19 protein-coding genes are annotated in these 25,660 nt (G+C 71.6%); 6 read left to right on the top strand and 13 right to left on the bottom strand.

Annotation, left to right across the window (positions count from 1 at the left end; translation table 11 throughout):
• Positions 1-101: 101 nt before the first annotated feature.
• Genes AB0B29_RS35980 through AB0B29_RS35970 form a run of 3 tightly spaced genes read left to right on the top strand, consistent with a single transcriptional unit; the run spans position 102 to position 2,044 of the window.
• Entirely contained in the window at positions 102-635 is a 534-nt protein-coding gene (locus tag AB0B29_RS35980; RefSeq protein ID WP_362246649.1) for a hypothetical protein, read from the top strand.
• Positions 632-1,096 carry a ferritin-like domain-containing protein gene (locus AB0B29_RS35975; RefSeq protein WP_362246647.1) on the top strand — a complete coding sequence of 155 codons (465 nt, stop codon included), beginning with the start codon at positions 632-634 and terminating at the stop codon, positions 1,094-1,096. Before AB0B29_RS35980 ends, AB0B29_RS35975 begins: the two co-directional genes overlap by 4 nt.
• Before the next feature lie 48 nt (positions 1,097-1,144).
• Positions 1,145-2,044: an aminoglycoside phosphotransferase family protein gene (locus AB0B29_RS35970; protein ID WP_362246645.1), complete on the top strand. Its 900-nt coding sequence runs from the start codon at positions 1,145-1,147 to the stop codon at positions 2,042-2,044.
• A gap of 265 nt (positions 2,045-2,309) precedes the next feature.
• Here the strand turns inward: AB0B29_RS35970 and AB0B29_RS35965 are convergent, their stop codons facing one another.
• The 7 genes from AB0B29_RS35965 to AB0B29_RS35935 form a co-directional block, all read right to left on the bottom strand.
• Positions 2,310-4,010: a proline--tRNA ligase gene (locus AB0B29_RS35965; protein ID WP_362246643.1), complete on the bottom strand. Its 1,701-nt coding sequence runs from the start codon at positions 4,008-4,010 to the stop codon at positions 2,310-2,312.
• 106 nt (positions 4,011-4,116) lie between these two features.
• On the bottom strand, positions 4,117-4,647 hold the full coding sequence (locus tag AB0B29_RS35960; protein WP_362246641.1) for a GNAT family N-acetyltransferase: 531 nt from the start codon (positions 4,645-4,647) through the stop codon (positions 4,117-4,119).
• A gap of 119 nt (positions 4,648-4,766) precedes the next feature.
• Positions 4,767-5,615, bottom strand: coding sequence for a GNAT family N-acetyltransferase (locus AB0B29_RS35955; RefSeq protein WP_362246639.1), 849 nt, complete (start codon positions 5,613-5,615; stop codon positions 4,767-4,769).
• A 177-nt stretch (positions 5,616-5,792) separates the two neighbouring features.
• Entirely contained in the window at positions 5,793-6,950 is a 1,158-nt protein-coding gene (gene ispG / locus AB0B29_RS35950) for a flavodoxin-dependent (E)-4-hydroxy-3-methylbut-2-enyl-diphosphate synthase (RefSeq protein ID WP_362246637.1), read from the bottom strand.
• A 168-nt stretch (positions 6,951-7,118) separates the two neighbouring features.
• Positions 7,119-8,411, bottom strand: a complete 1,293-nt coding sequence (locus AB0B29_RS35945; RefSeq protein WP_362246705.1) for a M50 family metallopeptidase — start codon at positions 8,409-8,411, stop codon at positions 7,119-7,121.
• A gap of 8 nt (positions 8,412-8,419) precedes the next feature.
• Positions 8,420-9,676, bottom strand: a complete 1,257-nt coding sequence (dxr, locus tag AB0B29_RS35940) for a 1-deoxy-D-xylulose-5-phosphate reductoisomerase (protein WP_362246635.1) — start codon at positions 9,674-9,676, stop codon at positions 8,420-8,422.
• 96 nt (positions 9,677-9,772) lie between these two features.
• Positions 9,773-11,713 (bottom strand): acyl-CoA dehydrogenase family protein, encoded by a 1,941-nt coding sequence (locus tag AB0B29_RS35935; RefSeq protein WP_362246633.1) that lies wholly within the window; start codon positions 11,711-11,713, stop codon positions 9,773-9,775.
• Between the two features lie 394 nt (positions 11,714-12,107).
• Between AB0B29_RS35935 and AB0B29_RS35930 the strand changes: the two genes are divergently transcribed.
• From AB0B29_RS35930 to AB0B29_RS35920, 3 genes are all read left to right on the top strand, one after another.
• Positions 12,108-13,130: a LacI family DNA-binding transcriptional regulator gene (locus AB0B29_RS35930; RefSeq protein WP_362246631.1), complete on the top strand. Its 1,023-nt coding sequence runs from the start codon at positions 12,108-12,110 to the stop codon at positions 13,128-13,130.
• Between the two features lie 306 nt (positions 13,131-13,436).
• Positions 13,437-15,479 (top strand): glycoside hydrolase family 31 protein, encoded by a 2,043-nt coding sequence (locus AB0B29_RS35925; protein WP_362246629.1) that lies wholly within the window; start codon positions 13,437-13,439, stop codon positions 15,477-15,479.
• Between the two features lie 26 nt (positions 15,480-15,505).
• Complete coding sequence (locus tag AB0B29_RS35920) at positions 15,506-16,399, top strand: sulfotransferase family protein (protein ID WP_362246628.1); 894 nt, start codon at positions 15,506-15,508, stop codon at positions 16,397-16,399.
• A 31-nt stretch (positions 16,400-16,430) separates the two neighbouring features.
• Here AB0B29_RS35920 and AB0B29_RS35915 read toward each other — a convergent pair whose 3' ends face one another.
• The 6 genes from AB0B29_RS35915 to AB0B29_RS35890 form a co-directional block, all read right to left on the bottom strand.
• Positions 16,431-17,144 (bottom strand): glycoside hydrolase family 12 protein, encoded by a 714-nt coding sequence (locus tag AB0B29_RS35915; protein WP_362246626.1) that lies wholly within the window; start codon positions 17,142-17,144, stop codon positions 16,431-16,433.
• A gap of 34 nt (positions 17,145-17,178) precedes the next feature.
• Positions 17,179-19,368, bottom strand: a complete 2,190-nt coding sequence (locus AB0B29_RS35910) for a glycosyl hydrolase family 95 catalytic domain-containing protein (protein WP_362246624.1) — start codon at positions 19,366-19,368, stop codon at positions 17,179-17,181.
• The gene (locus AB0B29_RS35905; RefSeq protein ID WP_362246622.1) at positions 19,365-21,344 is read right to left on the bottom strand and encodes a beta-galactosidase; all 1,980 of its coding nucleotides are present in this window, start codon (positions 21,342-21,344) and stop codon (positions 19,365-19,367) included. Before AB0B29_RS35905 ends, AB0B29_RS35910 begins: the two co-directional genes overlap by 4 nt.
• Positions 21,341-23,548: a WD40/YVTN/BNR-like repeat-containing protein gene (locus AB0B29_RS35900; protein WP_362246620.1), complete on the bottom strand. Its 2,208-nt coding sequence runs from the start codon at positions 23,546-23,548 to the stop codon at positions 21,341-21,343. Before AB0B29_RS35900 ends, AB0B29_RS35905 begins: the two co-directional genes overlap by 4 nt.
• Positions 23,549-23,678: 130 nt before the next feature.
• The gene (locus AB0B29_RS35895) at positions 23,679-24,614 is read right to left on the bottom strand and encodes a carbohydrate ABC transporter permease (RefSeq protein WP_362246619.1); all 936 of its coding nucleotides are present in this window, start codon (positions 24,612-24,614) and stop codon (positions 23,679-23,681) included.
• Positions 24,611-25,654, bottom strand: coding sequence for an ABC transporter permease (locus AB0B29_RS35890; protein WP_362246617.1), 1,044 nt, complete (start codon positions 25,652-25,654; stop codon positions 24,611-24,613). The genes AB0B29_RS35895 and AB0B29_RS35890 overlap by 4 nt, the downstream gene beginning before the upstream one ends.
• Between the last annotated feature and the right edge of the window lie 6 nt (positions 25,655-25,660).

The raw sequence follows: 25,660 nt of genomic DNA, 5'->3' as shown, positions 1-25,660 counted from the left end.
TACCGTGATCGCGGGCGCGCAGCCCTTGCGGTCCCCTCTCTCCCGAATGCTTCTCGATCTTTCTCGAATGTTTCTCGACACGAGCCCCGAGGACGTCTGACGTGCCGTTCCCCCCATCGCCGCGTGCCCGTTCGGGGCCGCGCAGAAGGAGTCTGCTCGCCGTCGCCCCGGCGGCCCTCGCGCTGACGGGCTGCACCGGCGGGGACGCCGGCGCCCCGGCCGGGGACGGTACGGCTGCCGCAGACCGGGCACGCGCGCGTGCGGCCCGCGACAGCGAGGGGCTGACGGAGCGCTACGACGCGGTGATCGCCGCCCGGCCGGGCCTCGCGGGCCTGCTGCGGCCGCTGCGCGAGGAGTGCGCACGACACGCCCAGGCGTTCGGCGGTGGCCGAAAAGCATCGCCTTCGGCGTCCCCGTCGGCCGCGGGGTCCGCGTCGGCTGCTGCATCGCCGTCCGCGACCGTGCCGGGGAACGACAGGGACGCCCTCGCCGGGCTCGTCGCGGCGGAGCGGGAGCTCGTCGACCGGCGGGTGAAGGCGCTGGGCGGGGTTCCGGGCGAGCTGGCGCGGCTGCTGGCGTCGGTGGCTGCGGCCGGGACGGCGCATGTGTATCTGCTGACGAAGGGGAACGCGTGAGCGCGGCGAAGGACGGGGAGCTGCGGGCTCTGCAGGCGGCGCTGGCTGCCGAGCACGCGGCGGTCTACGGGTACGGCGTCGTCGGCGGGAGGATCGGTGAGGGGCGGCGCAGCGAGGCGGTCGCGGCGTACGACGCACACCGGGCGCGCAGGGACGCGCTGGTGCGCGAGGTGAAGGACCTCGGGGGCCGGCCCGTGGCCGCGTCGGCCGGTTATGCCCTGCCCTTCCAGGTGCCGGACGCGGCGGCGGCCGTACGGCTCGCCGCCGAACTGGAGGACCGGGTGGCCGGGGTGTACGCCGACCTGGTGCGCGCGGCGGGCGGCGGGCGGCGGGCCCTGGCCGCCGAGGCGCTGCGGGAGGCGGCGGTGCGGGCGGTGCGCTGGCGCGGGGAGAGCGTAGCCTTCCCTGGGCTCGCCGAGCGGGCCGGTACGGCCCCGCCCTCGGCGGCGCCGACGGCGTGACCCGGGCAGGGCACGCACCGCGGACAGCACGAAGGGAACGACTCGCGCATGGCTTTCGAACCGCCGCAGCGTCTGGTGAGGGCGCTCGGTGAGACGGCTCCGGACGGTGACGACTGGCTGGAGAAGCTGCCCGCGGCGGCTCAGCAGGCCGTCGCGCTACGCGAGTTGACCGTGGAGCGGGTGCAGGTGCCCGGTGGGCGCAGCAGCCTGGTCGTGCTGGTGCGGGCGGCCGACGGGACACCCGCCGTGCTCAAGCTGGCGCCGGGCCGGGCCCGTCCGGAGGCGGAGCGGGCCGCGCTCGCGCACTGGGCCGGGCGGGGCGCCGTCCAGCTGCTCGAACCGGTGTCGGCCGAGGGCGTGCTGCTGCTGGAGCGGCTTCACCCGGACGTGTCGGTGCGGTCGCTGCCGGAGGCGAAGGCGTTGCTGGAGGCGGCGGGAACGCTGCGACGGCTGTGGGTGGAGCCGCCCGCCGGGTTTCCCTTCGAGACGGTGGCCGAGCGGACCGGGCGGCAGGCCGAGGCGATGCGCGCCCGGGCCGGGACCGAGCCCGCGGTGGCTCCGCTGGTCGATCTGGCGCTCGCGGCGCGCGAGGAGCTGCTGGCCGCACCGCCGGAGCATCGGCTGCTGCACGGCACGTTCCGGCAGAGCAAGGTGCTCGCCGGGGAGCGGATGCCGTGGCTGGCCGTGGGGCCCGACCCGGTGGTCGGCGAGTGCGCCTTCGATCTGGCCCGGCTGGTCCGGGACCGGGTGGAGGACCTGATCGCCCAGCCGTCCGGCGCGGCCACGACCCGGCGGCGCGTGAAGCGGCTCGCCGAGTCCCTGGACGTGGACCAGGAGCGGCTGCGGGGCTGGACGCTGTTCCGGGCCGTGGAGTCGGGCGTGCGCGCGGGGCGGGTCGGACGGCCGCGGGACGCGGAGCTGTTGCTGGAGTTCGCGGGGTGGCTGTAGGGCGCGGGACCGATCGGTGGGGTTCGAGGGAAGCACTGCGAACCCGCACCCCGGATCGGCCCGGCCCGCAACTCGGGATCGGCCCGGCCCGCAACTCGGGCTCAGCCCCGCCCGCAACTCCGGTTCAACCCCGCCCGCAACTCGGGTCCGGCCCAACCCGGAACTCGGGTCCGGCCCAACCCGGAACTTCGGTTGGGTCCCTGCTGTGAAGGCAGGCCCGAGGGGCCGGGCGAACTGGATCGGCGTCCGCCCGGCCCTCTCGGGGCTACGCCGTGAGGCGGGCGACGGCCTCCTCGACCGTCAGTTCCTCGCGCTCGCCGGTGCGGCGGTCCTTCAGCTCCACCACGCCGTCGGCCGCGCGACGGCCCGCCACCAGGATCTGCGGCACACCGATCAGCTCGGAGTCGGTGAACTTCACGCCCGGGGAGACGCCGGGGCGGTCGTCGACCAGGACGCGGACACCGGCGGAGGCCAGCTTCTGGGAGATGTCCAGGGCCAGTTCGGTCTGGAGGGCCTTGCCGGCGGCGACCACGTGGACGTCGGCCGGGGCGACCTCGGCGGGCCAGCACAGCCCCTTTTCGTCGGCGCTCTGCTCGGCCAGGGCGGCCACCGCACGCGAGACCCCGATGCCGTAGGAGCCCATGGTGACACGGACCGGCTTGCCGTTCTGGCCGAGGACGTCGAGCTTGAGGGCGTCGGCGTACTTGCGGCCCAGCTGGAAGATGTGGCCGATCTCGATGGCGCGGTCCAGGACCAGCCCGGTGCCGCACTTCGGGCAGGGGTCGCCCTCCTGCACGACGACGACGTCGACGTACCGGTCGACCTCGAAGTCACGGCCCGCGACGACGTTCTTGGTGTGGGTGCCGGACTTGTTGGCGCCGGTGATCCAGGCCGTGCCGGGGGCGACGCGCGGGTCGGCGATGTACGTGACCTTGTCCAGGCCCTGCGGTCCGACGTAGCCGCGGACCAGGTCGGGGCGGGCGGCGAAGTCCGTCTCGGTGACCAGCTCGACGGCGGCCGGGGCGAAGTGCGCCTCGACCTTGTCCAGGTCGACCTCGCGGTCCCCGGGGACGCCGACGGCGACGATCTCGCCGTCGACCTTCACGAGGAGGTTCTTCAGCGTGGCCGAGGCCGGGACGCCGAGGTGGGCGGCGAGGGTCTCGATGGTCGGGGTGTCGGGGGTGGGGATGTCCTCGGCGGCGGGCACGTCCGAGCCGTCGACGGGCTTCAGCTCGTACGTGATCGCCTCGGTGTTGGCGGCGAAGTCACAGTTCGGGCAGTCGGCGAAGGTGTCCTCGCCGGCCTCGGCCGGGGCGAGGAACTCCTCGGACTTCGAGCCGCCCATCGCGCCGGCCGTAGCGGCGCAGATGCGGTAGTCGAGGCCGAGGCGCGCGAAGATCTTCTGGTAGGCCTCGCGGTGCAGGGCGTAGGACTTGGCGAGGCCCTCGTCCTCGGTGTCGAAGGAGTAGGAGTCCTTCATGAGGAACTCACGGCCGCGCAGGATGCCGGCGCGGGGGCGGGCTTCGTCGCGGTACTTGTTCTGGATCTGGTAGAGGATGACCGGCAGGTCCTTGTAGGAGGACGCCTGGTCCTTCACCAGGAGAGTGAAGATCTCCTCGTGGGTGGGGCCGAGGAGGTAGTCGCCGCCCTTGCGGTCCTGCAGGCGGAACAGCTCGGGGCCGTACTCGTCCCAGCGGCCGGTGGCCTCGTAGGGCTCGCGCGGGAGGATGGCGGGGAGCAGGACCTCCTGGGCGCCCACGGCGTCCATCTCCTCACGGACGATCCGCTCGACGTTGGACAGCACCTTCTTGCCGAGGGGCAGCCAGCTCCAGACGCCGGCGGCGGTGCGGCGGACGTAGCCGGCGCGGACGAGGAGCTTGTGGCTGAGGACCTCGGCGTCGGCCGGGTCGTCGCGCAACGTCTTCGCCAACAACTGGGACATGCGCTGGACCGGTGCGTTTGCCATGGTTCCTCTGCTCCTGCTGCTGGGGGTCCCCCGCTCGAGCGGAGCCGAGAGCGGGGGAAGGTGATGGCAGGAGGTTATCCGGGGGGTGCGCGGCGGTGGAAATCGGTTATCCGCGGCGCAGGGGAAGGGGGGCGCCCATCACCGCGTACGGCTTCGGCGCGCTGGGGAAGAGGACCTGGCGGGCCAGGTCCTGGTAGCCGAGGGAGCGGTAGAGGGCGCGGGCCGGACTGTCGGTGTCGATCGCGGAGAGGATCGAGCGGGGTTCGTCGGCGCCGTCGGTGATCGTGGTGATGAGGGAGCGTCCGAGGCCGCGGTTCTGGTACGCCGGGTGGACGTGCAGTTCGGTGATCACGAAGGAGTCGTCGAGCCAGTGGGCGTTGTGCTGGGCGCGGAGGTAGGGCTCGACGACGGTGGACCACCAGTGGGTGCGGTCGTTGGGCATGCCGTAGACGAAGCCGGCGAGCCTGCCGTCGGCTGTGGCGCCGAGGGCCCTCGCACCCGGGTAGGTCATGTGGCGCAGGACGATCTGGCGGCGGACGGCCACCTCGTCCGGGCCCAGGCCGAAGGCCACGGCCTGGACGGCCAGCGCTTCGTCCACGTGGGCGGAGAGGTCGAGTGGGCCGATCACCAGGTCCATGGCGGGGAGCCTACAGGGGGGCTCCCGTTCCGTGCCGGGTGCAGGCCGGATGTGGCTGATCGCGCCCACGCGGCGGAGCCGCACATCGGATACAGCCCCGCGCCCCTTCGGGGACGCCCTCAGAACAGGACGCTCATGAAAGCGCCCACTTCCTGGAAGCCCACCCTCTGGTACGCCCTCCTGGCCGCCGTGTTGAAGTCGTTGACGTAGAGGCTCACCACGGGGGCGACGTCGGCGAGGGCGTAGCGCAGGACGGCCGCCATGCCGGGGGCCGCCAGGCCGGTGCCGCGGTACTCGGGGGCCACCCACACGCCCTGGATCTGGCAGGCTCGGTCGGTCGCGGCACCGATCTCGGCCTTGAAGACGACCTTGCCGTCCGCGTCGAAGCGGGCGAAGGCGCGGCCGGAGCCGACGAGTTCGGCGACGCGGGCCTGGTAGAGCAGGCCGCCGTCGCCGGCCAGCGGGGAGACGCCGACCTCTTCGGTGAACATGGCCACGCACGCCGGCATGATCGTCTCCATCTCGTCCTTGCGGACGCGACGGACGTAGGGGTCCGGGGTGACGTCGGCCGGGAGGCGGTCGGTGACCATGAGCGGCTGGTGGCGGCGGATGTCGCGGGCCGGGCCCCACTGGGGTTCCAGGAGCCGCCACAGGTCGGAAGTCGCGCCGGAGGGGCCGACGATGGAGGAACAGCGGCGACCGGCCCGGCGGGCACGGTCGGCGAAGGCGCGGACGGCGCGCGGGCCCGCGCAGATCGGGACCAGGTTGGCACCGGCGTAGCAGAGGGAGGTGAGTATGCCGTCCTCGTACCAGCCCCACATCTCACCGCCGAGCCGCCACGGGTCGAGTCCGGCGATCTGGACGCGGGACGTCACGAAGGCGTTCGCGACGGGCTCGCGGTCGAGGACGGCGAGCGCGGCGTCCAGGTCGCTCGGTTCGAGGACCCGTGAGGTGGTCTGCGTCAACACGTGCGGGCCTCACGAACTGGGGTTGCTGGTCTCCGCACTATAGCTGCGCTGCCTGGGCGGGACGCCTCGGAGCCCGGGACCGACGGTATGAGGCGGCCTGCGGGTACGTCGTGGCCTTTCGCGCAGTTCCCCGCGCCCCCGGAAAAGCGGGGCGCGGGCACCATCGTCGCCAAGTGATCAGCCCGCGACCGCCACCGACGGTTCGCCCGAGATCACGCCGTCCTTCTCCATCTGCTCGGCGAGCTTCATGGCCTCCTCGATGAGGGTCTCCACGATCTTCGACTCGGGGACGGTCTTGATGACCTCGCCCTTGACGAAGATCTGGCCCTTGCCGTTGCCGGAGGCGACGCCGAGGTCGGCCTCGCGGGCCTCGCCGGGGCCGTTGACGACGCAGCCCATGACGGCGACGCGCAGCGGGACCTCCATGCCGGTGAGGCCGGCCGTGACCTCTTCGGCGAGCTTGTAGACGTCGACCTGGGCGCGGCCGCAGGAGGGGCAGGAGACGATCTCCAGGCCGCGCTGCTTGAGGTTCAGGGACTCCAGGATCTGGTTGCCGACCTTGACCTCCTCGACCGGCGGGGCCGAGAGGGAGACGCGGATGGTGTCGCCGATGCCCTGGGAGAGGAGCGCGCCGAAGGCGACCGCCGACTTGATCGTGCCCTGGAAGGCCGGGCCCGCCTCCGTGACGCCGAGGTGCAGCGGGTAGTCGCACTGGGCGGCGAGCTGCTTGTAGGCCTCGATCATGACGACCGGGTCGTTGTGCTTGACGGAGATCTTGATGTCACGGAAGTCGTGCTCCTCGAAGAGGGACGCCTCCCACAGGGCCGATTCGACCAGGGCCTCGGGGGTGGCCTTGCCGTACTTCTGGAGCAGGCGGCGGTCGAGGGAGCCGGCGTTGACGCCGATGCGGATCGGGGTGCCGTGGTCCCGGGCCGCCTTGGCGATCTCCTTGACCTTGTCGTCGAACTGCTTGATGTTGCCGGGGTTGACGCGGACCGCCGCGCAGCCGGCCTCGATCGCGGCGAACACGTACTTCGGCTGGAAGTGGATGTCGGCGATGACCGGGATCTGCGACTTGCGGGCGATGGTGGCGAGGGCGTCGGCGTCGTCCTGGGTCGGGCAGGCGACGCGGACGATCTGGCAGCCGGAGGCGGTCAGTTCGGCGATCTGCTGGAGGGTCGCGCCGATGTCGGAGGTGCGTGTCGTGGTCATCGACTGCACCGACACGGGGGCGTCTCCGCCGACGGCCACGGTCCCGACCTGGATCTGGCGGCTCTTCCGGCGCTCGGCGAGCTTGGTCGGAACGGACGGCATGCCGAGAGAAATCGCAGTCATCTGCTGTGCAACCCCAAGTCGTGGATCAAGGTCCGGTCCCGTGAGCAGCGGGCTCCGGGCTCCGAGATTACGGCACATGCCTCGGGGCGGGCACATCCCACCCGCTGTGCCACTCGATGGGGGGCGGCCCGGCGAAAAGCGTGCCGGGCCGCCGTGAACGCCGTATGACTAGGAGATTTTCACCGGGTTGACCACGTCTGCGATCAGCACCAGGATCGTGAAGCAGACGAAGATCCCGGCGACGACGTAGGCGACCGGCATGAGCTTCGCCACGTCGAAGGGGCCCGGGTCCGGCCGGCGCAGCACCTTGGCCGTGTTGCGGCGCAGCGACTCCCACAGCGCGCCCGCGATGTGACCGCCGTCGAGCGGCAGCAGCGGGAGCATGTTGAACAGGAACAGCGACAGGTTGAAGCCCGCGACCAGCATCAGGGCCATGGCCAGCTGCTGGGTGGGCGGGATGTCGAGGGTGAAGATCTCACCGCCGACGCGGGCCGCGCCGACCACGCCCATCGGGGAGTCGGCCTCGCGCGGGGCGCCGTCGAAGGCCGCGTTCCACAGGGCCGGGATCTTGCCGGGGAGGGCGGCGAGGGAGTCGACGGCCTCGCCGATGCGGTCGCCCATCCAGGTCACGGACTCGCCGAAGTCCTGCTTGACCACGCCGGTGGCGGCGCTGAAGCCGAGGAAGCCGGCCTGGACGTACTGGCCCTCGACAATCTGGCCGCTCGCGTCCTTCTTGGCGACCCGGTTGGTGGCGATCTTCGCGTGCAGGGTGACGTCCTGGCCCTTGCGGTCGACGACGATCGGCACCTCCTTGCCAGGGGTGGCGCGGATCAGGTCGGACAGTTCGTTCCAGTCGTCGGTCCTCACCCCGTTGAAGGAGACGATCTTGTCGCCCGCCTTGAGGCCCGCCGCGGCGGCGGGGGCGGCCGGGTCGCCCTTCTCGCACTTGTCGCGGTTCTCGTTCTGCGCGATGACGCACTGCGAGACCGAGCTGACCGTGGTGGTCTGCTGGGTGATGCCGAAGCCCATCAGGACGGTGAGGAACAGCGCCACCGCCAGGATCAGGTTCATGAAGGGGCCGGCGAACATGACGATCACGCGCTTCCAGGGGGCGCGCGTGTAGAACATGCGCTTCTCGTCACCCGGCTGGAGTTCCTCGTAGGCGGCGGTGCGGGCGTCCTCGATCATGCCGCGCCACGGGGAGGTGGAGCGCGCTTCCATCCGGCCGTCGGGGCCTGGCGGGAACATGCCGATCATGCGGATGTAGCCGCCGAACGGGATGGCCTTGATGCCGTACTCCGTCTCGCCCCTGTTGCGCGAGAAGATCGTGGGCCCGAAGCCGACCATGTACTGCGGCACACGGATGCCGAAGAGCTTGGCGGTGGACAGGTGCCCCAGCTCGTGCCACGCGATCGAGACGAGCAGGCCGACCGCGAAGAGGACTATGCCGAGGATGAACATCAGGGTCGTCATGCACGGGCCTCCGCCGTCTGTGCCGCCAGTTCCCGGGCCCGGGTCCGCGCCCAGGTCTCCGCTTCGAGGACGTCCGACACGGTGAGCGAGGTTCCCGTACGCGGGGTGCCGTGCTCCTCGACGACCCGGGTGACGGTGTCCATGATCCCGTTGAAGGGCAGTGCCCCCTGGCGGAACGCCTCCACGCTCTCCTCGTTGGCCGCGTTGAACACCGCAGGGGCGGTGCCCGCGAGCTCGCCCACGTGCCGGGCGAGGTTCACCGAGGGGAACGCCTCGTTGTCGAGCGGGAAGAACTCCCAGGTCGAGGCCTTGCTCCAGTCGAACGCGGGGGCGGCGTCGGGCACGCGCTCGGGCCAGCCGAGGCCGATGGCGATGGGCCCGCGCATGTCGGGCGGGGTCGCCTGGGCCAGTGTCGATCCATCCGTGAACTCAACCATCGAGTGGACATACGACTGGGGATGCACGACCACCTCAATGCGGTCGAAGGGAATGTCGTAGAGGAGGTGTGCCTCGATGACCTCCAGGCCCTTGTTGACGAGGGTCGCGGAGTTGATCGTGATGACCGGGCCCATGGCCCAGGTGGGGTGGGCGAGGGCGTCCTCGACGGTGACGCTCGCGAGCTCGGCCTTGCCGCGGCCGCGGAAGGGGCCGCCGGAGGCGGTGACGACCAGCTTGCGGACGTCGGCGCGGGTACCGGCGGCCAGGGCCTGGAAGAGGGCGGCGTGCTCGGAGTCGACCGGGATGATCTGCCCGGGCTTGGCGAGGGCCTTGACCAGCGGGCCGCCGACGATGAGCGACTCCTTGTTGGCCAGCGCGAGGGTGCGGCCCGCCTCCAGGGCGGCCAGGGTCGGGGCGAGTCCGATGGAGCCGGTGATGCCGTTCAGGACGGTGTGGCAGTCGGACGCCGCCAGGTGGGTGGCCGCGTCCGGGCCGGCGAGGAGCTCGGGGAGCGGTTCGCCGGGGCCGTACTGCGCGGTGAGCGCCTCGCGCAGGGCCGGTACGACGTCCTCGCGGGCGACCGCGACCGTCCGCACCCGCAGCCGGTGGGCCTGCTCGGCGAGGAGGGCGATCCGGCCGCCGTTGGCCGAGAGGGCGGTGACCCGGAACCGGTCGGGGTTGCGCAGCACGAGGTCGATGGCCTGCGTGCCGATGGACCCGGTGGAGCCGAGGATCACCACGTCCTTCGGGCCACTTCCCGCTACGGGGTCGTAGACGAGGTGGGGATCGGCGAGGGGGGTTGGACTGTCGCTCATTGCTCCATTGTTGCCGTAAGGCCGGTGTGTGAGGACAGCGCATCCCCTTCCCGGGGGCGCGCGCCATAGCGGTGCACGCCCCTGGGAGAGCCGGGGTTACCTGATCGGCCGGTGGACGTTCTCCTTCTGTGACGGCCCTGGTGTCGCGTCTGCGATCCACGGGCCCTCGCCGGAGGGGTCGACGATGCCCTGCTCCAGCCACTCGTACGTGCCGGACAGGACGCCCTTGACGACCTTGCGGTCGAGGTCGTCGGTGTTGCTCCACAGGCGGGTGAAGAGCTCTTCGATCCGGATGCGGGACTGGCGGCAGAAGACGTCGGCGAGCTGGTATGCCTCGCGGCCGTTCTCGCCCTGGCTGCGCAGCAGCTCGGCCCGCACGCAGGACGCGCTCATGGCGAACAGTTCGGCGCCGATGTCGACGATCCGGCCGAGGAAGCCCTGCTTGGACTCCATCCGGCCCTGCCAGCGGGACATGGCGTAGAAGGTGGAGCGGGCGAGCTTGCGGGCGGTGCGCTCGACGTAGCGCAGGTGGCCGGAGAGGTCCACCTCGTGTTTGAACTCGCCATAGGAGGCCGGGAGCTGACCGGGGCCGGCGACCAGCTTCGGCAGCCACTTGGCGTAGAAGACGCCCGCGTTCGCGCCCGCCCTGGCCTTGTCGCCCAGGGACTTCTCGGGGTCGATGAGGTCACCGGCGACCGAGAGGTGGGCGTCGACGGCCTCGCGCGCGATCAGCAGGTGCATGATCTCGGTGGAGCCCTCGAAGATGCGGTTGATGCGCAGGTCGCGCAGCAGCTGCTCGGCCGGGACGCCACGCTCGCCGCGGGCCCGCAGGGAGTCGGCCGTCTCGAAGCCGCGGCCGCCGCGGATCTGGACGAGTTCGTCGGCCATCGTCCAGGCCATCTCGGAGGCGTACAGCTTGGCGAGGGCCCCTTCGATGCGGATGTCGTTGCGGTCCTCGTCGGCCATCTGGGAGGCGAGGTCCGTCACGGCCTCCAGGGCGAAGGTGGTGGCCGCGATGAAGGAGATCTTGGAGCCGACCGCCTCGTGGTGCGCGACGGGCTTGCCCCACTGCTCACGGGCCGCCGACCACTCCCGGGCGATCTTCAGGCACCACTTGCCGGCCGCGACACAGGAGGCCGGCAGCGACAGCCGCCCGGTGTTGAGGGTGGTCAGGGCGATCTTCAGGCCCTGACCCTCCTCGCCGACGCGGTTGGCGGCGGGAACGCGGACCTGGTGGAAGCGGGTGACGCCGTTCTCGATGCCGCGCAGGCCCATGAAGGCGTTGCGGTTCTCGACGGTGACGCCCGGCGAGTTCGTCTCGACGACGAAGGCGGTGATGCCGCCGCGGTGGCCCTCACTCCTGGGGACCCGGGCCATGACGACCAGCAGGTCGGCGACGACGCCGTTGGTGGTCCACAGTTTCACCCCGTCGAGGACGTAGTCGTCCCCGTCGGGCACGGCCGTGGTGGCGAGGCGGGCCGGGTCGGAGCCGACGTCGGGCTCGGTGAGCAGGAAGGCGCTGATGTCCGTGCGGGCGCAGCGCGGCAGGAAGCGCTCCCGCTGCTCCTGGGTGCCGAACAGCTTCAGGGGCTGGGGCACGCCGATCGACTGGTGCGCGGAGAGCAGCACGCCGATCGCGGGGCTCGCGGAGCCGATCAGGGCGAGCGCCTTGTTGTAGTACACCTGCCCGAGGCCGAGCCCGCCGTACTTGGTGTCGATCTTCATGCCGAAGGCGCCGAGCTCCTTCAGCCCGTCGATCACCTCGTCGGGGATCCGGGCCTCGCGCTCGATGAGGGCCCCGTCGACCTTGGTCTCGACGAAATCGCGGAGCTTGGCGAGGAACTCCTCGCCGCGCTGGGCCGCCTCGTCGGCCGGGAGGGGGTGGGGGTGGATGAGGTCGAGCCGGAAGCGGCCGAGGAACAGCTCCTTGGCGAAGCTGGGCTTGCGCCAGTGCTGTTCCCGGGCGGCCTCCGCCACCTCACGGGCCTCCCGCTCGGTGACGGCGGGACGGGAAGAAGGGGTGGTGGAAGCGGACATGAGGGGCACCTCGCCGCAACTAGGAAGATGGAGGACCGTTTCGTTACCGACCAGTGCTACTGGATCGTTGGTACCCGAATCCGGACGCTCCCACCAGTCCTCGCGCGTCTGTTCAGCCGAAGGGGGCCGAGCATCCCCGGTACTTGCCGCGAGCATCACCGGTATTTGCCGCGAGCATCTCCGGTACTTGTCGCGCGCCTGACGACGGTGTTGCATCGAGGTGCCGTCCCGGTGGCGGCTCCGGCTCCGGAAGCGCTTCTGGGAAATCCGCATCGAAGCGCTTCGACAACCTATGGACACCCACCCCCGCTGGGGCTACTGTCGAACCACCCTCACCCGCCCGTATCAGCTACGCGCACTGTCGAAGCGCTTCACAACGAACTGGGAGAGCTGGATGGTCACCCTCGCCGAGGTCGCCCAGCACGCCGGAGTCTCGGCGAGCACGGTGAGCTATGTCCTCAGCGGCAAGCGGTCCATCTCCGCGAACACCCGGCAGCGGGTCGAGCGGAGCATCCGCGAGCTCGGGTACCACCCGAACGCCGGGGCCCGCGCCCTGGCCAGCAGCAAGTCGAACATCATCGCGCTCATGGTCCCGCTGCGCACGGACATGTACGTGCCGGTGATGATGGAGATCGCCATCGCCGTGGCGACCTCCGCCCGCGCCCACGGGTACGACGTGCTGCTGCTCACCGGTGAGGAGGGCCCCGACGCGGTGCGCCGCGTGGCCGGCAGCGGGCTCGCCGACGGCATGATCCTCATGGACGTCGAACTCGACGACGAGCGGCTGCCGTTGCTGCGCGCGACGGACCAGCCGTCCGTGCTGATGGGGCTGCCCGCCGACACCTCGGGTCTGACCTGCGTCGATCTGGATTTCTGGGCGACGGGCGCGCTGTGCGTGGAGCACCTGGCCAAGCAGGGGCACCAGGACATCGCCGTCATCGGCGAGGCCCCGGCCGTCTACGAGCGGCACACGGGCTTCGCCGAGCGCACCCTCGAGGGGCTCAGGTCCCGTGCCGGCGAGCTGGGCGTCCGGCTGCTGCACCGGCCGTGCGAGGGCGGGTACGACGCGATGGCGGTCACCCTCGCCCGGATCCTCGACGAACGCCCCGACACCTCGGGCCTGATCGTGCAGAACGAGTCGGCGGTCGAGCCGCTGCTCGCGCTGTTGCGGCAGCAGGGCCGGGCCGTGCCGGAGGACATGTCGGTGGTCGCGATCTGCCCCGACCAGGTCGCGACGCAGGCGTCGGTGCGGCTCACGTCGGTGGCCATCCCCGCGCACGAGATGGGCCGGCACGCGGTGGACCACCTGGTCGCCAAGCTCGACGGGCGAGGCAGCGACGAGGTCGTGCTGATCGCGCCCGAGCTGACGGTACGCGCGAGCACGGGCCCGGCGCCGAGCCGGCCGCGGCGCCGGTAAGCACGACCTGGCACCACCTGCACGACCCTCACCACCGGTACCGCCCGACACCACACCGTAGGCACCACCAACACAGCCCAGCACCACGAGCACCACGAGCACCACCAGTACCGGAGGCACCACCAGTACCGCCAGGCGCCCCTTGCGCGACTGTCGTGGGCACGACCGTCGTGAGCACGAGCGTCGTGAGCACGACCGTCGTGAGCACATCACCTCCACCCGCCTCGAACACCCCTCCCCCTCGAACACCGCCCTCCTCTCAGGGCACCCCCATGTCCGCACTCCTCCAGGAGCACAGGAGCACGCGTGAATCAGCCTGCTGAAACCCAGCCCCAGGTGAGTCTGGCGCAGTCCTCCCCCACCGTCGGCACGTTCCGTGAGCGGGGCGGTGCGCTGGAGTGGAGCGGCCGCCAGGAGACCCTCCGGATCGAGCCGTGGGGTCCGGACGCGGTCCGGGTGCGCGCCCGGCTCGGCGGCCCGGTCCTGGAAGGACTCCCGGGCGCCCTGCTCGACGAGCCCCCCGGGACGCCGGCCACGGTGAAGATCGAGGAGGGCACCGGTCTGCTGACCGTCGGCGCGCTCACCGTCGAGGTGAGCGCCGAGGGTCTGATCCGCTTCCTGCGGACGGAGGATTCCACCGAGATCCTCGCCGAGGACCGCGCCCACTTCTGGTGGCCCGGCTCCCGCCTGTACACGGCCGTCGGCAACGGCCACCACCGCCTGGAGCAGCGCTTCGCCGCCTACGACGACGAGAAGCTGTACGGCCTCGGCCAGCACCAGCACGGGCGCCTGGACCAGAAGGGCCTGGTGCTGGACCTGGTCCAGCGCAACGCCGAGGTCGGCATCCCGGTGCTGACCTCCAGCCGCGGCTACACGCTGCTGTGGAACAACCCGGCGATCGGCCGCGTGGAGCTGGCGCACAACGGCACCCGGTGGGTCGCCGACTCGGCCCGGCAGATCGACTACTGGATCACCGCGGGCGACCCGGCCGCCGGCCAGCGCCGCTACAGCGCGGTGACCGGCCGCAGCCCGATGCTGCCCCAGTGGGCGGCGGGCTTCTGGCAGTGCAAGCTGCGCTACCGCACCCAGGACGAACTCATGGCGGTGGCCCGGGAGTACAAGCGGCGGGGACTGCCCATCTCGGCGATCGTCTGCGACTTCTTCCACTGGACGCACCTCGGCGACTGGAAGTTCGACCCGAAGGAGTGGCCGGACCCGGCGGCGATGGTGCGCGAGCTGGAGGAGCTCGGCATCAAGCTCGTGGTGAGCGTCTGGCCGTCGGTGTCGCCGCTGAGCGAGAACCACCCGGTCCTGGAACAGCGCGGCTGGTTCATCGGCACCCAGTACGGGCCGATGGCGCACGCCGACTGGCCCGACAAGGAGGTCGCCTCCACGGTCCAGGTGGCCTTCTACGACGCCACCAACCCGGAGGCCCGGGAGTTCGTGTGGTCGAGGGTGAAGGAGAACTACCTCGACCCGTACGGCATCACGGCGTTCTGGCTGGACGCCTGCGAGCCGGAGCTGAAGCCGGGCTTCCAGGAGAACCTGCGCTACTGGGCGGGTCCGGGCCTGGAGGTCGGCAACGCCTACCCGGCGGAGAACGCCCGCACCTTCTACGAGGGCCTGCTCGCCACCGGGGAGGAGGAGATCGTCACACTCAACCGCTCGGCGTGGGCGGGCAGTCAGCGCTACGGCGCCGCTCTGTGGTCCGGTGACATCGGCACCGACTTCCCGACCCTGCGCCGCCAGATCGCGGCCGGACTCAACACGGCCCTGTCGGGCATCCCGTGGTGGAACACCGACATCGGCGGCTTCCACGGCGGCGACCCGGACGACCCGGCCTACCGGGAGGTGATGGTCCGCTGGTTCCAGTTCGGCGCGCTGTCCCCGCTGATGCGGCTGCACGGTTTCCGCGACCCGGGCATGCCGCTGGGCCCGGAGATGACGGGCGGCCCCAACGAGGTGTGGTCCTACGGCGAGGAGGCCGGGGCGATCCTGGAGCGGTACCTGCGGCTGCGCGAGCGGCTGAAGCCGTACGTGCTGGACGTCATGCGCGCCGCCCATGAGGAGGGGCTGCCGGTGATGCGGCCGCTGTTCCTGGAGTTCCCGGACGACCCTGCGGCCTGGTCGGTCGACGACTCCTACCTGTTCGGCCCCGACCTGCTGGTGGCGCCGGTGCTGACGGCCGGCGCCACGGCCCGTACGGCGTACCTGCCGGCGGGGGCGTCCTGGACGGACGCGTGGACGGGTGAGACGTACGGGGGCGGGCGGACCGTGACGGTCGACGCCCCGCTGGACCGGATCCCGCTGTTCCTGCGGGACGGGGCGCGGCTGCCTGTGGCGGAGTAGCCGGGTCGCGAGGGGTGGCCGGTTCGATGGAGGTCTTCCGGCCACTCCTTCGCGACTGTCGGCCGGCTTCCGCACTGTGCGGCGCGGTGCGAAGGGCCAGTGCCGTCGCGTGTCCTCGCCCCCGCTCGCCCTCACCCTCGCCAATGTGGCGCTGCGGCCGCCGGCAGCGGCGCCGGGCGATCGCGGCCGGGCGCCGGATGGTGCGGGGCACGGACCTGTTCGCGCCGCGCTTCCGCGACATCCACGCGATGGCCGCCGAGGGCCCCGAGGAGTGCACGTTCGCGTTGCCGCACGCCCTGATGCCGTTCTCCCAGGCCCTTATCCCCGCCTACCTGGCGTGGCACTGCGCGCGCGACTTCACCGCCGACTACCGGTATCTCAAGCAGGTCTACCAGGTGCTCCAGTACGGCCGTCCGCGGCGGCGCTGGATGCTGAAGTCCCCCATGCACCTGGAGAACCTGGACGCGCTGCTGGCGGTGTTCCCCGACGCCACGATCGTGTGGTGCCACCGGGACCCGGTGACCGCCGTGGCGTCCTTCTGCTCCCTGATCGAGCACGGCATGGCCGTCAGCACCCGTCCCGTGGACCCGGCGGGCATCGGCGCCACCTGGCTGGGCCTGCTGAGCCGGGCCGTGACGCGCGGTCTCGCGGCCCGGGCCGCCGTCCCCGCACAGCAGCTGGTGGACGCCCCGTACTCCTGGCTCGGCTCCGACCCCGCGAGCGGCGCCCCGAAGCTCTGCGCCGCCGTCGGCGCCCGGTGGACCGAGGCCGACGCGGTCCGGCTCCCCACGGCCGTCGCCCGCCCCAAGGGCACCCGCAGGCACACCTACGAGCTGTCCCGCTACGGCCTCACCCGCGACGAGGTCGAGTCCGCCTTCGCTGGGTACAACGCGCTGCGGGCCGAGGTCGACCGCGCCTGACGGCACGGCCGGCCCCGGCCCCGGCGACGGATCAGCTGCTGCTGACCGTCAGGTTGTTGGTGGTGAAGTTCAGCCCGCCGGACGACGAGGTGACCTCGTAGCCGAACTGCACGTCACCGATCGTCTCGTTGCCCATCCACTTCTTGGTGTCCTTGATCCACTTCAGGATCGGCAGGATGTTCACGGTGCCGGAGCTGGAGTTGGAGGTGCGGATGAACGAGAACACCTCGTTGGAGCCGTTGGTGCCCTTGAAGACGTTCCAGGAGTGGCCGCCGAGGCTGACGGTGCCCTGCGAGGTGCCGAGCGGCCCGACGGGCCCGGTCTTGTTGACCCAGAGCATGATCTCGTAGTCGTGGTCCGTGTCCCAGATGTCGTACGACGTGTTGTACGCGCCGGACGACGGGACGCTGACGTTGTAGCTGCTGGAGAGCGAGCCCAGCGAGGTGATCGACTTGTTGATCGCCTTCGTCTGGTTCGGGTAGGACTTGATGCCGCCGGTGTTGGGGTGGTTGGCCCAGATGCCCCAGTTGGTGCCGGAGTTGGCCCAGATGCACTGGCTGCCGGCGCCGGAGCCCCAGATGTTGTTGTAGAGCGTGTAGCCGTTCAGGTTGGTCTGGCCCCACTGGTCGCAGGTGTTCCACACGGCGGCGGAGGCGGGGGCGGAGGCGAGACCGATCGTGGCGCCGAGCGCCAGGGCGGGAGCCAGCAGGGCCTTGGTGACCCTGCTCAGCGTGCTTGATGCCATGGTGTCCCTTCCATGGGTGGGGGGGTGGGGGGAACTACCACGTCCTCAGGGTGAGGACGTGGTCTTCTCCGGCGACCAGGTGGAGGGATTGCGCGCCGGAGGAAGTCCGCAGTTCGACGCGGTGGGTGCGGCCGGGTCTGATGACGGCACTGGCGCCGTCCTTCGTCCAGGTGAGGTCGAGCTCGGCCCCGAAGCGGGTGCGCACCCCGCGCAGGGCGCCCTCGGGATACACCGCCGGCAGCGCGGGCAGCAGGACCAGCCGGTCGGGGGTCGACTGGACGAGCATCTCGATCAGCACGGCGGGCAGGGTGTGCGCGGCGTCGGCGTTGTAGACGTCGCGGCCGGGGTAGTGCGCGCTCATCAGGGAGGCGTGGAAGAAGTCGCCGTCCAGGACCTTGCCGAGGGCGTGGGCGACACGGTCCGCGTCCCTGAGCCGGGCCGCGATCAGGGCGTGGTGCAGATGGCCGTGCGCGGAGTCGTTCTCGGCGCCGCGCAGTTCGAGGGCCCGGTGTGCGGCGTCGGCCAGTTCGGGGGTGTCGTAGGGGGTGATCTCGTCGAGCGGCCAGACGCCGTAGAGGTGGCTGAGGTGGCGGTGGTCGTAGGAGTCCGTGAGGCCGGGCCACGCCCATTCGGCCAGGGCTCCGTCCTCGTTGATCCGGTGCGGCGGGAGCCGGTCGGCGAGGGCGTTCCACCGGTCGGCGTCGGGGCCCGGGCGGTAGGCGGCGGCCGTGCGCAGGGCGTGGCGGGCCGCGGAGAGGTCCATGGCGGCGTTGATCGTGCCCCAGCCGGCGCCCGCGGGCCGGTTCTCGGGTGAGTAGGACGGGACGACGACGAGGTGGCCGTTCTCGTCCGTCCTGGTGAGGAAGTCCTCGTAGAACAGGGCGACTTCGGCGAGGGCGGCGGCGGTGCGGGGGTCGCGGGTGCCGTGGGTCTCGTCGTGGTCGACGAGCGGCTTGAGCAGCCAGTCGGCGCCTGCGGTCCACAGGTGGAGGGGGTACTCGCGGCTGAAGTGGTAGGAGTGGCCGGACTCGCCGTCGGTGTGGGCGGGGGCGACGACGCCCCGGGCGCCGAAGATCACGCGGGCGTTGTCGCGCCAGTCGGGGAGCAGCCGGTGGATCAGGTTCGCGTGGGCCTCGGTGACTTCGGGGAGGGCTGCGGCGGCGGACGAGGCGGTCTGGAGGTTGAGGTTGGCGTCGTTGGTGAACGCCCCCGACCAGGCGGTGTTCCAGTCGCCGGTCCACAGTCCGGTCAGCCGGGGCGGGAACAGGCCGCTCGCGGAGAGCAGGTGGTAGCGCCCGGCGGCGAACAGGCGCTCCGGCAGGGCGGTGCTGTGCGGCCGCTCGAGCAGCTCCGAGCCCGGCAGGGCGCGGTCGGCGGGGTCGGCCGCGAGGTCGAGGGTGACGCGCTCGTAGGCGGTGCGGTGCAGGGCGGCGTGACGTTCGAGGAGCTCGTCGTGGTCGGCGGGCAGGTCGCGCAGGGCACGGCCCTCGGCAACCACGTCGAGCTCGCCGGTGTGCCGGTGCACCCGGGTGAGGAGCAGCACGGACCGGGCGCCCTCGATGTGCACGCCCGGGGGCACGAGGGTGGTCGTGCCCCCGGTGACGACGATCTGGGTGACGCCGGTGCAGGCCCGGTCGCTGTCCGGGTAGCGGGCGCGCAGGCTGAGCAGGGCGCCCTCGGGGGTGAGGACCGCTCCGTGGCCGATGCCCAGTCGGGCCGGGGCACCGGGCAGCCGGGGGTCGAGGTCGATGTCGAGTGTGAGGCCGGGTCCGGCGACGTGCTGGACGATCACGTCGTCGGCGCGGGAGACGAAGACGCGGCTCGCCCGGCCGGCGCAGGTCGCGCTCACCACTCCGGTGGTGAAGTCGACGTCCCGGCGGTAGTCGTGGCCGCCGTCCGGGGGCCCGGCCAGCCGGACCTGGAAGGCGGGGTGGAAGGGCTGCACCCACTGGAGGGGGCGGCCGTCCGTGAAGTCCTCGGCAGCGGTCGTGTCGCCCGCCAGGAGGCGGTCCTGCAGCCCGGGCAGGCTGTCGGCGAGCTGCGGGGGCCGGGGGTCCCGGCCGCCGGGCCGCACCAGGGTGTGATGCGTGACGACGACCCGCTCGGCGTGCGCAGGGCCGAACACCAGGGCGCCGTGCCGGCCGTTGCCGCTGAGGAAGCCGTCCTCCCAGCGGGCGGCCGGTCGCGGCTCCCAGGTGCCGTGGACGGGCGCGGAGGTGGTCATGGCCGCAGCACCGCCACCCCGTGGCGGCCGAGGGTGACCCGGTCGGTGACGTCCGTTGCGGTCAGCAGGTCGTGGTGGGTGCCTGGCACCTCCACGGTCACCGGCTCGCGGCCGTGGTTGAGCAGGAACAGGACCTCGCCCCGGCGTACGGCCTCGACCTGCTCGGGCAGGCCGTCGAGCACCGGCCGGACGCCCGCGCCGGCGGCGATCGAGGCCAGCAGGTCGCGCAGCGCCCCGGGCTCCGGGAGCGTGGAGACGTACCAGGCACGGCCCTTGCGCAGGACGGCGGGCATGCCGTCGAGTTCGCCGCCCTTGTAGCAGGTGGTGTCGTCGGGGTCGGCGGGTTCGATCTCCTCGGACCACAGCGTGCCCCGGAAGCCCTCGCAGGCCACGGTCTCCCCCGCGTCCAGCGGCCACCACTCGTGCAGCGTGCGGATGCCGAACAGGTCGCGCAGCCGGGCGTCCATGCCGCCCGGGCGCACCCGGTCGTCCTGGTCGGCGACACCGGTCAGGAAGCCGCAGACGAGGGTGCCGCCCTGCCGTACGTAGGCGAGGAGGTTGTCGATCGCGGTGTCCGTGAGGGCGTACAACTGCGGTACGACGACCAGCGGGTACCGCGTCAGGTCGTGCTCGGGGTGGGCGAAGTCGGTGGTGAGGTGTGCCTGCCACAGGGCCCGGTGCCAGGCGCGCAACACGTCCGGGTAGTCCACCTCGCTGGAGAGACGGCCCTCCTGGGCGCCGGCCCACCAGGAGTGCCAGTCGTGCAGGACGGCGACGCTCGCGGTGAGGTGCCGGCCGGTCACCTCGGGGGCGATGCGTTCCAGGTCGGCGCCGAGCTGCTTGACCTCCTGGTACGTCCGGCCCTGCTCCCCCGCGTGGCTGACCATGCCGGAGTGGAACTTCTCCGCGCCCTGCCGGGACTGCCGCCACTGGAAGTAGCAGACGGCGTCGGCGCCCCGGGCCACGGCCTGGAGGGACCACAGCCGGTTCAGGCCGCGTGGCTTGGGGTGGTTCACGCCCCGCCAGTTGACCGGCCCGGCCGCCTGCTCCATCAGCACCCACGGCCCGCGGGCCTGGGAGCGGGTCATGTCCTGGACGAGGGCGCCGTGCTGTGCGCCGAGCGGATCACGCGGGTCGGGGTAGAGGTCGACGGACACGACGTCCTCCTCCTCGGCCCAGCGCCACGCGTCCTGCCCGAACCACAGCGGCATGAAGTTGCTGGTGACCGGCAGGTGCGGGGTGTGCCGCCGGACGATGTCCCGCTCGGCGGTGTAACACTCCAGGAGCATGTCGGAGGTGAACCGGCGGAAGTCCAGGACCTGGCCGGGGTTGCGCATGTAGTGGGGCAGCCGGGGCGGCAGGACGCCGTCCCAGGTGTCGTAGCCCTGGCTCCAGAAGGCGGTGCCCCAGGCGGTGTTGAGGGCGTCGAGCGTGCGGTACTTCTCGCGCAGCCACCGTCGGAAGGCGGCGGCCGCCTCGTCGCCGTGGTCGTAGGTGCAGTACTCGTTGTTGATGTGCCACATGGTGAGGGCCGGGTGGCCGGCGTAGCGGGCGGCCAGGTCCTCGGTGATGGCGGCGGCGTAGCGCCGGTAGGTGGCGCTGGAGTGCGAGAAGTGCTGGCGGCCGCCCCACCACTCGGTGCGGCCGTCCTCGGTGACGGGCAGGGTGTCGGGGTGCAGCCGGCCCATCCAGGGCGGGGGCGAGGAGGTGGGGGTGGCCAGGACGACGCCGATGCCGCTGTCGTGCATCAGGTCCATCACCGTGTCCAGCAGGCCGAACTCGCGTGCCCCCGGCTCCGGTTCGAGCGTCGACCAGGAGAACACCCCGAGGGTGACGGAGTTGACGCCGGCGTCCTTCATCAGCCGGACGTCCTCGTGCCAGGTCTCCTCGGGCCACTGCTCCGGGTTGTAGTCACCGCCGAAGAGGAGCCGGCGCCGGGTGGCGTCGCCCAGCCCGGGCCGCTTCGCCTCGCTCATCGGACGGGTTCCCCGTACTGCACGCCGCGTCCGTTGGTGGCGATGTACACGCGGCCGTAGACCCGCGGGTCCCCGGTGATGGCGGCACCGGTCCAGCCCCACTGGTGCCGGTCGTCGTTGATCCGCGTCCAGGTCTTCGCCTCGTCGTCGGAGCGGTACACGGCGGTGATGCTCTCGGTGGAGCCGACCATGTAGATCGCCGGGTGGGAGGCGCCCTCGGCGGCCTTGCCGAACCCGAGCGTGTACGAGGCCCAGCAGCTGCTCACCTTGGTGAAGGTCGCGCCGCCGTCGGTCGAGCGGTACAGCCCGTTCCACTTCAGGCTCAGCCACAGGTCGCCGGATCGCCCCGGCGCCGCGACCAGCTGGAACTCGCTGTCCCCGGAGGTCAGGCCGGTGGCCCGGGCGGTGAAGGTCCGGCCGCTGTCGGTGCTGGCGAAGAGCGTGCCGGTGGTGGTGTCGAAGGCGTAGAAGCGGGCCGGGTCGACGGGGTCCGCGACGGGCACCGCGCCCTTGGGGAAGGAGCCGAGCTCGGACCAGGTGGCGCCGTTGTCCGCGGAGCGGTGACCCGGGCCGGCCGTGCCGAAGGACCACAGCAGCACGCTGCCGTCGGCGTTGGTGGCGATCGGGCCGGGCGCGGACTTGGCGACGGCGGGCTGGGTCGCGAAGGGGGCCCAGGTCCTGCCGCCGTCGCGGGAGAAGGCGCCGTTTCCGTGGTCCCCATAGCCGGACCGGACCACGTACGACGGTCTGGCCGCGGCCATCGACAGGCCCGTCGCCGAGCCGAACACCGGGTTCGAGGCCATGCCGCGCGAGGGCGACGCGGTGAGCCGCTCGTGGTACATCACACCGACGTCCCCGCAGCCGCTGAGCAGATGCGCCTTGCCGGCCGGGGGCGAGATCAGATGCCGTGCGGACGCCTCCTCCACGCCGCGGATCTGCGGGGCCCAGTGCCTGAGGTCACGGGTGCCGTAGAGGGTGGCGCCGGTGCCGTACACGACGTGCCGGGAGTCGAACGGATCGAGCCCGACGGCCTGGATCCACCAGCCGAACTTGGGCTTGTCGGCGCCGAAGGTGAGGTACGGCGTCTCGGAGACGTCGAGGACGGCCTTGTCCTTGAGGGACGTCCAGGTGCGGCCGCCGTCGGTGGTCCGGTACACGGTGTCCACCAGCGACCAGCGGTTGTTGGTGGCGACGACGACGGTGCCCGGGCGCCGGGCGTCCACGGCGATGCCGCCGTAGGCGAAGGTGTCGGTCCCGCCGTCGCCCGTGGGCCCGCCGGGCTTCGCCGGGGTGACCTCGGTCCACTTCCCGTCCGTCGTCCGCAGCTTGTGCACGCTGCCGTCGGACTGGCCGTTGGGGCCGGGGGCGTCGCCGTAGGCCACGTACAGCTCGCGGGTGTGCCGGTCGTACGCGGCCCGGATGGGCACCTTGGCGGCGGTGCCGGTGGGCTGCCCGGGGACGGCCTGCCAGGTGGTGCCGTCGGACGTGCGGTACAGACTGGGCTTTTCGGCGGTGCCGTCGGAGTCGCCCCAGCCGGCGTAGACGCTGCGGCCGGCGGCGACCAGGAGGGTGATGCCCTGGCCGGTGGCGCTCGGGGCGGCCGGGAAGTTCACCGCCTGCCAACTGGCTCCCCGGTCGGTCGACTTGAGCAGTCCGTCGTGCCGGGTGCCCAGCCACAGGGTGTCGCTGTCCCGCGGGTCGACGAGCAGCCGTTCACCGCAGCCGCGGCCGTCCTCGTTGGCCCCGAGCTTCACGGTGAGGTCGGTGCGCTGCCAGGTCGTCCCCCGGTCCTCGGACCGCAGCACGGCCCCGTTGCCGGCCCAGGGCTGGGTGTACGTGCCGAGGGCGAGGTAGACCCGGTTCGGGTGCGCCGGGTCGACGGCCATGGCCTCCACGCCGAGCAGGTTCCAGTCGTCCCAGCCGATGTGGTCGGTCAGCGGGATCCACCGGTCGGCCCGGTCGTCCCAGCGGTAGGCGCCTCCGATGTCGGTGCGGAGATAGGCGAGTCCCTCGACGGAGGGGTGGAACAGCACGCCGGTGATGAATCCCGTGCCTCCCTGGACGACGTTGCGCCAGCGGTAGCCGCTCGGGGCGGGGGTGGCGGCGGCCCGGGCCCGCCCCTGGGTCAGCGGCAGGGAGACGGCGGCGGCGGCGACCGCGGTCCCGGCGAGAACGGCACGTCTGGAGAGGCTGGACGCACGCATGACACACACCTCGTCGTTCTGTAAGAAGGGGGAGGGAATCGCCCTGAAGGGGCGCGGGGAACTTCGCGACCGGCCACGACGCTGCCCGCAGCCGCCGGACGACAGGAGCACCCCACCGGGTGGGCGTCGATCAGCCCTTGACGGCCCCGGTGAGCATGCCCTTCTTGAAGTGCTTCTGGACGAAGGGGGACAGCACGGCGACGGGCAACAGAGCCATCACCATCACGGCCATCTGCACCGCCAGCCCCGACAGCTGACCCGTCTTGATGGCCTGCCCCAGCCCCACCGGGGCCTCCTGCTTCTGCACCAGCTGGATCATGACGTTCTGCAGCGGCATCATGTCCTGGTCGTTCAGGTACAGCGACGCGTTGAACCAGGCACTCCAGTACCCGACGGCGTAGAAGAGCGTGATCACCGCGATCACGGCCCGGGACAACGGCACGACGATCTGCCACAGGATCCTGAAGTCACCGGCGCCGTCGATGCGTGCGCTGTCGACGAGTTCCTGCGATATCCCCATGAAGAACCCGCGCAGCACGAGGATGTTGAACACGCTCACCGCACTGGGCAGGATGAGCGCCAGATAGGTGTCCGTCAGGCCGAGGGTCTGCACCAGCAGGTACGTCGGGATGAGCCCGGCGCTGAAGAACATCGTCGCCAGCAGCGTCATCAGGATCCAGCGGTGCCCCAGTGACCCCGTCCGGGACAGCCCGTAGGCGCACAGGACGGACACGGTCATCGAGAACAGCGTGCCGAACAGTGTCACGAGAAGGCTGATGACCGTGGCGCGGGTGACCTGGCCGCCGCTCAGCAGTTCCCGGTACGCGACGAAGGTGATCCCCTTGGGCACCATCACCAGCCCGCCGGCCTCGTCGATGGTCTTCCGTGACGACAGGCTCGTCACGACGACGATCCACAGCGGGAAGAGGATCGCGAGGCAGGCCAGCGACAGTGCGAGGCCCTTGCCCGCGAGGCCGGCCCTGGACGGCTCCTCCTCCCAGGCCGGCCGGGGCGGGGCCTGCCACCGGCCCGGCTTGCTCACGCGTTTGTCGATGACGGCGGTCACTTCTTGTACACCCCCTGCTCGCCCATGAGATGGGCCACCTTGTTCGCGACGAGGACCAGTCCGAGACTGACGACACCCTTGATCAGACCGGCCGCGGCCGCGTAGCTGAAGTCCTGGTTGCGCACGCCGTTCCACCACACGAAGGTGTCGAGCACCTCCCCCGCCCCGGGCCCGACGGCGTCGCGCTGCAGCAGGATCTGTTCGAAGCCGACGGTGAGGGCGTCACCGACGCGCAGCACCAGCAGCAGAGCGATCACCGGGCGCAGCGCGGGGAGGGTGACGTGCCACATCCGGCGCCAGCGGCTCGCGCCGTCCATGGCCGCGGCCTCGTAGAGGTCGGGGCTCACCGAGGCGAGCGCGGCGAGGAAGACGATGATTCCCCAGCCGACGTCCTTCCAGATGCTCTCCGCGGTGATCAGCAGCGGGAAGGTGCCGGGGTTGGTCATGATGTCGAGGCCGTCGTACCCGTTCTGTCGCAGCAGCTGGGAGAGGATTCCGGCGCCGCCGAACAGCTGCTGGAAGACGGCGATGACCAGCACCCAGGAGAAGAAGTGCGGCAGGTAGAGCACGGCCTGCGCGACCGCCCGCACCCGGGGCCGGATCACGCTGTTGATGAGCAGCGCGAGCAGGATCGGGATGGGGAAGAACAGCACGATCTGGAGGATGAACAGCACCAGGGTGTTCTCGACGGCGTTCCAGAAGGCCGAGTCCTCGAAGATCCGCTGGAAGTTCTCCAGGCCCACGAAGGGGCTGTTGAGCATGGAGATGGCGCCGTTGTCACTGATGTACGGGTCGTACTCCTGGAACGCGATGACGTTGCCGAGGATCGGTATGTAGTTGAAGAGCAGGATCAGACCCAGGGCCGGCAGGGTCATCAGGAGCAGCAGCCGGTCGCGTCTGAACCTGACCCTGAGGCTCAGCTTGCCCGTCGGGCGCTTGCCCGCGGAGCCGGTGGCACCGTCGGAGACCACCGGATGCCCGGGGCGCGGAATCTTCGTTGTCGCCTCGGCACTGCTGCGAGGCACCGTGCTGTGGGACACGGGCTT

Origin of the sequence: Streptomyces tibetensis (assembly GCF_040647715.1) — a bacterium.
Taxonomy (GTDB): Bacteria; Actinomycetota; Actinomycetes; order Streptomycetales; family Streptomycetaceae; genus Streptomyces; species Streptomyces tibetensis_A.
The sequence above is the reverse complement of the archived record's forward strand: the minus strand, read 5'-3'. Positions and strand labels throughout refer to the sequence as shown.